The 9,610-nt window shown below is 35.1% G+C and carries 8 protein-coding genes; 6 read left to right on the top strand and 2 right to left on the bottom strand.

All coding sequences use genetic code 11. From position 1 onward, the window contains the following. Window positions 1–574: 574 nt before the first annotated feature. Window positions 575–1,951 (bottom strand): MocR-like pyridoxine biosynthesis transcription factor PdxR, encoded by a 1,377-nt coding sequence (pdxR, locus tag KA824_RS10260; protein ID WP_107385917.1) that lies wholly within the window; start codon window positions 1,949–1,951, stop codon window positions 575–577. 97 nt (window positions 1,952–2,048) lie between these two features. Here pdxR and pdxS point away from each other — a divergent pair, with 97 nt between their 5' ends. Both pdxS and pdxT read left to right on the top strand, forming a co-directional pair. Continuing rightward, the gene (gene pdxS / locus KA824_RS10255; RefSeq protein WP_019468591.1) at window positions 2,049–2,936 is read left to right on the top strand and encodes a pyridoxal 5'-phosphate synthase lyase subunit PdxS; all 888 of its coding nucleotides are present in this window, start codon (window positions 2,049–2,051) and stop codon (window positions 2,934–2,936) included. A 1-nt stretch (window position 2,937) separates the two neighbouring features. Next, window positions 2,938–3,513 carry a pyridoxal 5'-phosphate synthase glutaminase subunit PdxT gene (pdxT, locus tag KA824_RS10250; protein ID WP_107385918.1) on the top strand — a complete coding sequence of 192 codons (576 nt, stop codon included), beginning with the start codon at window positions 2,938–2,940 and terminating at the stop codon, window positions 3,511–3,513. Window positions 3,514–3,582: 69 nt separating this feature from the next. Here pdxT and KA824_RS10245 read toward each other — a convergent pair whose 3' ends face one another. Then, window positions 3,583–4,797: a NupC/NupG family nucleoside CNT transporter gene (locus KA824_RS10245; protein ID WP_107384973.1), complete on the bottom strand. Its 1,215-nt coding sequence runs from the start codon at window positions 4,795–4,797 to the stop codon at window positions 3,583–3,585. A 156-nt stretch (window positions 4,798–4,953) separates the two neighbouring features. Between KA824_RS10245 and KA824_RS10240 the strand changes: the two genes are divergently transcribed. From KA824_RS10240 to KA824_RS10225, 4 genes are read left to right on the top strand one after another with little or no spacing between them, the layout of a single operon-like run. After that, entirely contained in the window at window positions 4,954–5,415 is a 462-nt protein-coding gene (locus tag KA824_RS10240) for a CtsR family transcriptional regulator (RefSeq protein WP_019468588.1), read from the top strand. A 24-nt stretch (window positions 5,416–5,439) separates the two neighbouring features. After that, on the top strand, window positions 5,440–5,991 hold the full coding sequence (locus KA824_RS10235) for a UvrB/UvrC motif-containing protein (protein ID WP_019468587.1): 552 nt from the start codon (window positions 5,440–5,442) through the stop codon (window positions 5,989–5,991). Beyond that, on the top strand, window positions 5,984–6,994 hold the full coding sequence (locus KA824_RS10230) for a protein arginine kinase (protein WP_181187688.1): 1,011 nt from the start codon (window positions 5,984–5,986) through the stop codon (window positions 6,992–6,994). The genes KA824_RS10235 and KA824_RS10230 overlap by 8 nt, the downstream gene beginning before the upstream one ends. An 11-nt stretch (window positions 6,995–7,005) precedes the next feature. Continuing rightward, on the top strand, window positions 7,006–9,468 hold the full coding sequence (locus tag KA824_RS10225) for an ATP-dependent Clp protease ATP-binding subunit (RefSeq protein WP_107384975.1): 2,463 nt from the start codon (window positions 7,006–7,008) through the stop codon (window positions 9,466–9,468). Window positions 9,469–9,610: the final 142 nt, after the last annotated feature.

Here is a 9,610-nt window from a genome sequence, read left to right as displayed (position 1 = left end):
GAGGACAGCGTGAACCTGAGAACAGATGCGAGCGCTTGTCTAAAGTCAGGAACGATCCTTAGCGCCGAAGGTAGCTGCCTTACGTTCCGCAAGAGTAGGACGTTGCCAGGCAATTAAATAGGATGCGATGAGCCGAGACCGAGAGGTCTCTTTTTTTGTATTAAAAGGAGCTTAACTTCCAGTTCGAAGAACTGCAAACTGACAAAAGAAAGCGCTTGAAGCTGACGAAGTGAGCGAAAGACGAAACGAGCTTACAAGTGGTAAGTGAGTGAGGAAAGCGTGAAACTGAGAAAAGATGCGAGCGCTTGTCTAAAGTCAGGAAAGATCCTTAGCGCCGAAGGTAGCTGACTTACGTTCCGCAAGAGTAGGACGTTGCCAGGCAATTAAATAGGATGCGATGAGCCGAGACCGAGAGGTCTCTTTTTTTGTATTAAAAGGAGCTTAACTTCCAGTTCGAAGAACTGTAACATTGAGTTGATACACATGCATAAGTACCACTAGCTCAATAAATTGAGAGTGGTACTTTACTATTCTGAAATTTTAGCCAGTAGGAAATCTAGCAAAGAAATTCATACTAGACCGTTAATGATTTAATCAGTGCGTCTGTATGTGCTTTGAGTTGTGATATTGGGATGCCACCGAAGCCTAGTATGAATTTAACTGTGCTTTGCTCACTATCATATTTATTAAAGGGTATTATTTTTAAATCATTTGCCTTTGCACGTTCTAAGCATTGCTTCATAGTCAAATGATTTTTAACAGTGAGTGTAAAATGCATACCCGCTAAAGCACCATCTATTGTTAATTGTGATTGATAGGGAGCTAATGCATTTAAAATTGTTGTTAATTTATGACGATATACATTTCTCATTTTATTGAGATGTCTTTCAAAACTACCTGATTTCATGAAGTGTGAAACTATTTTTTGTGTATGCGCAGGTACTGTATTTCCTTCTTTGTTTTCTAACTTGTCATATTTTGATAGTAAATTATTTGGTAAAACTAAATATGCAATTCGACAGCTTGGAAATAAAGATTTGGAAAAGGTACTAATATATATTACTTTGTCTTTAGTATCAAGACTTTGTAAAGCAGGAATGGGTTTGCCGAAGTAGCGAAATTCAGAATCATAATCATCTTCAATGATATATCTATCAGTGCTTTGTTGTGCCCAAGTGATAAGTTGGGTTCTTTTTTTTAAACTCATGACATAACCTGTTGGAAATTGGTGCGATGGCGTGACATATGCGATATTATTATTTGATTTCTGAAAGCAATCTATTTCTATTCCTGTACTATTTACTGGTACTTGAAGATAAGCAATTTGCTTTTTATCTAATACTTGCTTAATAGGTGGGTAGCTAGGATTTTCTATTAAAAACCGACCATCATTTAAAATGTCAGTTAAAAGGTTTATAAGCTGCTCTGTTGAAGATCCAATGATAATTTGTTCAGGTCGGCAGTTAACGCCACGGCTATTAAATAAGTAATGCGCAATTTCTTGTCTTAATGAAATTTCGCCCTTTAAATTAGCATGTTGTAGTAAATCAATTTCTTCATCTTCAAATGCATCTTTTGCATATTTTCTAAATTGTTTCATAGGAAAATATTCAGCATCAATTTCAGATAAATTAAATGCTAATGAATGGTCTGACTGTACTGCATCATGATTATTTTTTGAGTGATTATGAATATAGAATTGATCTGGTTTTCTTGTGACAATTGGAAGCGTTTCTATATCTGAAACAAAATAACCCGAACGCGGTTTAGAATAAATATACCCTTCATCTAATAATAGCTGATATGCATGTTCTATTGTTGTGTTACTTACAGATAAATGTTGTCCTAACACACGTTTAGACGGAAATTTATCTTCAGACTTATATTGTCCTTCAATAATTTGTTGTTTTAAATTTTCGTATAAATTGATATAAAGATGATTTTTAGACAATAAACTGACCCCCTAAATTATTTCAAAAGTGTACCTTTTTAAATACCAGTTTATCTTTTAAAATGAATTTAATCAACTAAGTAAAGGGGTAAATAAAATGTCTAAATTTACTGGATCAGAAAGAGTTAAAAGAGGAATGGCTGAAATGCAAAAGGGCGGCGTTATTATGGACGTTGTCAATGCTGAACAAGCGAAGATTGCAGAAGAGGCAGGAGCAGTTGCTGTAATGGCATTAGAACGTGTTCCTTCAGATATTAGAGCGGCTGGTGGCGTTGCTAGAATGGCCAATCCTAAAATCGTTGAAGAAGTAATGAATGCTGTTTCTATACCTGTAATGGCAAAAGGACGTATTGGTCATATAACAGAAGCACGTGTACTAGAAGCAATGGGTGTTGACTATATTGATGAATCAGAAGTTTTAACGCCTGCTGATGAAGAGTTCCACTTACGCAAAGATACTTTTACAGTACCATTTGTTTGTGGTTGTCGTAATTTAGGTGAAGCAGCGCGTCGTATAGGCGAAGGAGCGGCAATGCTACGTACAAAAGGCGAACCTGGTACTGGTAATATTGTTGAAGCTGTCAGACATATTAGACAAGTTAATGCTGAAGTAAGCCGTATAACAGTAATGAATGATGATGAAATTATGACGGAAGCTAAAAATATAGGCGCACCTTTTGATGTATTAAAATCAATTAAAGAAAATGGCAAGTTGCCAGTTGTGAATTTTGCAGCGGGTGGTGTAGCAACACCACAAGATGCTGCTTTGATGATGGAATTAGGTGCAGATGGCGTATTTGTTGGTTCTGGTATTTTTAAATCAGAAGATCCTGAAAAATTTGCAAAAGCAATTGTACAGGCTACGACACATTATCAAGATTACGAATTGATTGGTAGATTAGCTAAAGAGTTGGGAACAGCAATGAAAGGTTTAGACATTAATGATTTATCACTAGAAGAACGTATGCAAGAGCGTGGTTGGTAATATGAAAATAGGTGTTTTAGCTTTACAGGGTGCTGTGAGAGAACATTTGAAGCATATTGAATTAAGTGGCCACGAAGGTATTGCCATTAAACATGTGGAACAATTAGACGAAATTGATGGTCTTATACTACCAGGTGGTGAATCGACAACGTTACGCCGTTTAATGAATTTATATGGGTTTAAAGAAGCATTACAACAATCTAAATTACCTATGTTCGGGACTTGTGCAGGTCTTATAGTTATGGCAAAGGATATTGTTGGAGAAGAAGGATATCTCAATAAATTAGATATTACGGTTCAACGAAATTCGTTTGGAAGACAAGTGGATAGTTTTGAAAGTCATTTAAATATTACTGGTATAGCAGAAGATATAGAAGGTGTGTTTATCAGGGCACCACATATTGTAGAAGTACATGGGAATGCTACGATATTGAGCACAGTTAGTGAGAAAATTGTAGCAGTTCAAGAAGGCCGTTATTTAGGTGTATCTTTCCATCCAGAATTAACAGAAGATTATCGCGTAACGCAATATTTCATTGAACATATTGTAACACCTACGACAATTGAGAAAGTTTAATACAGCGCAAGAAAAAAACAGGTCAATTCCAAAATGGATTGACCTGTTTTTTTCTTTTTGTCAATTTAATTAGATAAAGAAACCTGCAATTGCTGCAGAAATAAATGATACAAGTGTTGCACCAAATAAAAGTTTCAAACCAAAGCGCGCTACCATATCACCTTTTTCATTGTTAAGTGATTTGATTGCGCCGGAAATAATACCAATAGAACTAAAGTTAGCAAAAGAAACAACAAATACGGAGATTACACCTTTAGCGTGGTCACTGATATTTTTAACTTCATTTAAACTTTGCATAGCGACAAATTCATTAGATAGTAATTTTGTTGCCATAATCGAGCCAGCTTGAACAGCATCGTCCCAAGGTACTCCAATTAAAAATGCTAATGGTGCAAATATAAATCCAATCAAAGTTTGGAAATCCCATGTAATACTTCCACCAGAAACTGCAGTGAAAATTGCACTCACAACACCGTTTAACAAAGCGATAATTGCTATATAACCGATAAGCATCGCACCTACAATTACAGCAACTTTAAACCCATCTAAAATATATTCCCCTAACATTTCGAAGAAGGATTGTTTTTCTGTTTCACTTTCTTCAACAATTAATTTATCTTCTTTTGCATCTACCTTATATGGATTGATAATAGAAGCAATGATAAACCCACCAAATAAGTTTAATACTACAGCTGTAACTACATATCTGGGTTCAATTAATGTGAAATAAGCCCCTATAATAGAAGCCGATACTGTAGACATCGCGGAAGCAGTTAATGTATAAAGACGTTGTTTAGGGATAAGTGCTAATTCTTTTTTGAGTGAAATGAAAACTTCTGATTGTCCCAAAATTGCCGCTGCCACCGCATTATATGATTCCAAGCGACCCATTCCGTTTACTTTAGAAATAGCTAAACCTAAATAATTAATAATGAACGGTAATATTTTTGTGTATTGTAAGATACCAATTAATGCTGAAATAAAAACGATTGGTAATAATACATTGAAGAAGAACGGTGGATTTTCAGGATCTACAAATTCAAATCCACCAAATACAAAATTGACACCTTCAGCAGCTTTAGCTAATAAATAATTAAAGCCATCTGAAATGCCACCAATGACCGTAATACCAAATTTTGTTTTTAATAATATAAACGCAAATACAAGTTGTATTACAAGTAATAAGCCGATGTATTGCCAGCGAATATTTTTTCTGTCAGAACTAAAGAGGAAAGCTAACCCAAGAAACACAGCTATACCAATTAAACCGATAATAATATGCATAATAATTCATCCCTTTAAATTTTTTCTTAATTCCTATAATACAATAAACAAGCGCTTACTTACATCTAAAAACGAAAAAATTTAAAACATATTGGTTGAAAAAGGTCAAAGTTGGTCATATAATATAGTCAAAGAAGGTCAAAAGAGGTGATAATCATGCATAACATGTCCGACATCATAGAACAGTACATTAAAAAATTATTTGAAGACACCAATGAAGACGTTGTTGAAATTCAACGTGCCAATATTGCACAGCGATTTGACTGTGTGCCTTCTCAACTAAACTATGTGATCAAAACACGTTTTACAAATGAACATGGTTATGAAATAGAAAGTAAAAGAGGTGGCGGTGGTTATATTCGAATCACTAAAATTGAAAACAAAGATGAAACAGGTTATATTAATCATTTACTTCAACTCATCGGACCATCTATTTCACAACAGCAAGCATATTACATCATAGATGGTTTGTTAGATAAAGCTTATATTAGTGAACGCGAAGCAAAAATGATTTACGCTGTAATCGATAGAGAAACTTTGAAAATGGATGTATTATCAAGAGATATTATACGTGCTAATATAGTGAAACGAATATTACATGTAATAAATTATTATTAAAGAAATTAAGAGAGGTGTTTAGTCGTGCTGTGCGAAAATTGTCATTTAAATGAAGCAGAGGTAAAGTTAGCAGTTAAAGGACAAGACGGTGTACATGAAAAATGGGTTTGTGCTACATGCGCGCAAGGCGGTAACCCGTGGACTCAAAACCAACAAATGCAGTCACAAGATGACATTGAAGGTGCGTTTGTTGTAAAACAAATATTACAACATTTAGCAGCGAAACACGGTATTGATTTCGATGAAATTGCATTTAAAGAAGAGAAGAGATGTCCTACTTGTCAAATGACATTAAAAGATATTGCGCATGTTGGTAAATTTGGTTGTGCAGACTGCTACGCAACTTTTAAAGATGACATTGTCGATATTGTACGACGTGTACAAGGTGGTCAAATCGAACACACTGGAAAAACACCGCGCTCTTCACATAGAAAGTTAGCTTTAAAAAAACAAATAGAAGAGAAAACGTCTTATTTAAATCAGTTGATTGAAGAACAAAATTTTGAAGAAGCTGCAGTTGTTAGAGATGAAATTAAAGCATTGAAAGAAGACAGCGAGGTGAAACATGATGAGTAAAAATGATATCAGCACTCACATTAGTGAGTGGATGAGAGACGAAGCAGAAAGTCCAATCGTAATGTCTTCGAGATTGCGTTTGGCCAGAAATTTAGAAAATCATGTACACCCTTTGATGTTTGCATCAGAACAAGATGGAAATAGAGTGATAAATGAAGTTCAAGATGCGCTTCCTAACATGTTTATACAGAGATTAGACACGATGGATCAACAGAGCAAATATAAACTTGTAGCGAAACATCTTATAAGTCCCGAGTTAATAAAGAGACCTGCTGCTGCAGTACTTTTAAATGAAGATGAATCTTTAAGCATTATGGTTAATGAAGAAGATCATATACGAATTCAAGCCATGGGTAATGATTTATCATTACAAACATTATACGAAAGAGCCTCTGCATTGGATGACACACTAGACAGTGAATTAGATGTGAGTTTTGATGAAACACTTGGTTATTTAACTACCTGTCCGACGAATATTGGTACTGGTATGAGAGCAAGCGTAATGTTACATTTACCTGGACTTACGATTATGAAGCGGATGAATAGAATCGCTCAAACGATAAATCGTTTTGGATTCACGATAAGAGGTATCTATGGTGAAGGTTCTCAAGTATACGGTCACATTTATCAAATTTCCAATCAACTGACACTTGGAAAAACAGAAGAAGAAATTATTGAAAGTTTAACTGAAGTAGTACAACAAATTATTAATGAAGAGATGCAAATTCGCGAACGACTAAGCAAGCATAATAAAATTGATACTTTAGATAGAGTATATCGTTCGTTAGGTATCTTAAAATATAGTAGACTAATATCTATGGAAGAAGCATCATTTAGATTAAGTGAAGTAAAATTAGGTATAGACTTAGACTATATTGATTTAGAAGACTTCAAATTTAATGAGTTGATGGTTGCAATTCAATCGCCATTCTTATTAGATGATGAAGATGATAGAACAGTTAACGAAAAAAGAGCAGATATATTAAGAGAACATATAAATTAGGAGGTCATGCTATGTTATTTGGTAGACTGACAGAACGTGCACAACGTGTATTGGCACATGCTCAAGAAGAAGCAATTCGCTTAAATCATTCAAATATAGGAACAGAACATTTACTTTTAGGTTTAATGAAAGAACCAGAAGGTATTGCAGCAAAAGTGTTGGAATCTTTTGATATTACTGAAGAAAAAGTAGTAACAGAAGTTGAAAAATTAATTGGCCACGGTCAAGAACAAATGGGTGCGTTACATTACACACCTCGTGCTAAAAAAGTTATTGAGTTATCAATGGATGAAGCAAGAAAATTACACCATAACTTCGTCGGCACAGAGCATATATTACTCGGCTTAATTAGAGAAAATGAAGGCGTGGCTGCACGTGTTTTTGCTAATTTAGACTTAAACATTACTAAAGCACGCGCTCAAGTAGTGAAAGCTTTAGGAAGTCCTGAAATGAGTAATAAAAATGCACAGGCAAATAAATCCAATAATACGCCAACGTTAGATAGCCTTGCACGTGATTTAACAGTAATTGCTAATGATGGCACACTAGATCCTGTCATTGGCAGAGATAAAGAAATCACGCGTGTGATTGAAGTATTGAGCAGACGTACTAAGAACAACCCAGTATTAATTGGGGAACCAGGTGTCGGTAAAACAGCAATTGCTGAAGGTTTAGCACTTGCAATTGTTAATAATGAAGTACCTGAAACACTTAAAGGTAAACGTGTGATGTCATTAGATATGGGAACAGTCGTTGCTGGTACGAAATATCGTGGTGAATTTGAAGAACGCTTGAAAAAAGTTATGGAAGAAATTCACCAAGCAGGTAACGTCATTCTTTTCATTGATGAGCTACACACATTAGTAGGTGCTGGTGGTGCAGAAGGTGCTATCGATGCATCAAATATCTTAAAACCAGCATTGGCACGTGGCGAACTACAATGTATCGGTGCGACTACACTAGATGAATACCGTAAAAATATTGAAAAAGATGCAGCGTTAGAACGTCGTTTCCAACCTGTTCAAGTAGATGAACCAACTGTTGAAGATACAATTGAAATCTTAAAAGGTTTACGTGATCGTTATGAAGCACATCATCGCATTAACATTTCTGATGAAGCTTTAGAATCAGCAGCGAAATTAAGTCATCGCTATGTATCTGATCGTTTCTTACCAGATAAAGCCATCGACTTAATTGATGAAGCAAGTTCAAAAGTAAGACTAAAAAGCCATACAACACCACCAAACTTAAAAGAGTTGGAACAAGAAATTGAACAAGTGAAAAATGAAAAAGATGCAGCTGTACATGCACAAGAATTTGAAAATGCAGCTAATTTACGTGATAAACAAACTAAATTAGAAAAACAATACGAAGAAGCAAACAATAATTGGAAAAATAGCCAAAACGGCGCGAACACATCCTTATCTGAAGAAGATATTGGTGAAGTTATCGCTGGTTGGACTGGCATTCCATTAACAAAAATTAATGAAACAGAATCTGATCGCTTGCTTAACTTGGAAGATACGTTGCATAAACGTGTTATTGGTCAAAAAGAAGCAGTGACATCAATCAGTAAAGCAGTGAGACGTGCAAGAGCTGGATTAAAAGATCCTAAAAGACCAATTGGTAGCTTTATCTTCTTAGGCCCTACAGGTGTCGGTAAAACAGAATTAGCACGTGCATTAGCAGAAACAATGTTTGGTGAAGATGATGCAATGATTCGTGTAGACATGAGTGAGTTCATGGAAAAACATGCTGTCAGCCGTTTAGTAGGAGCGCCTCCAGGCTATGTTGGTCATGATGATGGCGGTCAATTAACTGAAAAAGTAAGACGTAAACCATATTCAGTTATATTATTTGATGAAATCGAAAAAGCGCACCCTGATGTATTTAATATCTTGTTACAAGTATTAGATGACGGACATCTAACAGATACAAAAGGTCGTCAAGTAGACTTCCGTAATACTGTGATTATTATGACATCTAACGTTGGTGCCCAAGAATTACAAGATCAACGTTTTGCAGGATTTGGCGGCGCATCTGAAGGACAAGATTATGAATCAATCCGTAAGACAATGATGAAAGAATTGAAAAATGCTTTCCGTCCAGAATTCTTAAACCGTGTAGATGACATCATTGTATTCCACAAACTTTCTCAAGATGAATTGAAAGAAATTGTGACAATGATGGTAAATAAACTTACAGATCGTTTATCAGAACAAGATATCGACATTATCGTGTCTGATGCAGCTAAAGAACGCATCGCTAAAGAAGGATATGACCCAGAGTATGGTGCTAGACCACTGATTCGAGAAATTCAAAAAACAATTGAAGATAACTTGAGTGAGTTAATCTTAGATGGTAACCAAATCGAAGGTAAAAATGTCTATATCGATCATGACGGTAAAGAATATAAATATGATATTAAAGATAGAACAGAAGATAAAAAAGAAAAAGAAACTTCTGAATCATAAAATTAGATAAATATAGGTAATAGTGCCAACGCGTTTCTCAAGTATTTATATATAGCTTGAGAAACGCTTTTTTTATTAAGCAAATGTGATACAGTATGATGAAGAAATATGATGTTAACTTGTATCTAATTTGAATATCAAG

The organism is Staphylococcus sp. GDY8P198P (genome assembly GCF_017891615.1).
Taxonomy (GTDB): domain Bacteria; phylum Bacillota; class Bacilli; order Staphylococcales; family Staphylococcaceae; genus Staphylococcus; species Staphylococcus cohnii.
Note: the sequence above shows the minus strand (reverse complement) of the source record. Positions and strands in the feature narration are given on the sequence as shown.

Bases quoted from the DNA above. Each gene is read 5' to 3' on its own strand.
- pdxS (WP_019468591.1), top strand. From the start codon at position 2,049: ATGTCTAAATTTACTGGATCAGAAAGAGTTAAAAGAGGAATGGCTGAA.
- pdxT (WP_107385918.1), top strand. From the start codon at position 2,938: ATGAAAATAGGTGTTTTAGCTTTACAGGGTGCTGTGAGAGAACATTTG.
- KA824_RS10245 (WP_107384973.1), bottom strand. From the start codon at position 4,797: ATGCATATTATTATCGGTTTAATTGGTATAGCTGTGTTTCTTGGGTTA.
- KA824_RS10240 (WP_019468588.1), top strand. From the start codon at position 4,954: ATGCATAACATGTCCGACATCATAGAACAGTACATTAAAAAATTATTT.
- KA824_RS10230 (WP_181187688.1), top strand. From the start codon at position 5,984: ATGAGTAAAAATGATATCAGCACTCACATTAGTGAGTGGATGAGAGAC.
- KA824_RS10225 (WP_107384975.1), top strand. From the start codon at position 7,006: ATGTTATTTGGTAGACTGACAGAACGTGCACAACGTGTATTGGCACAT.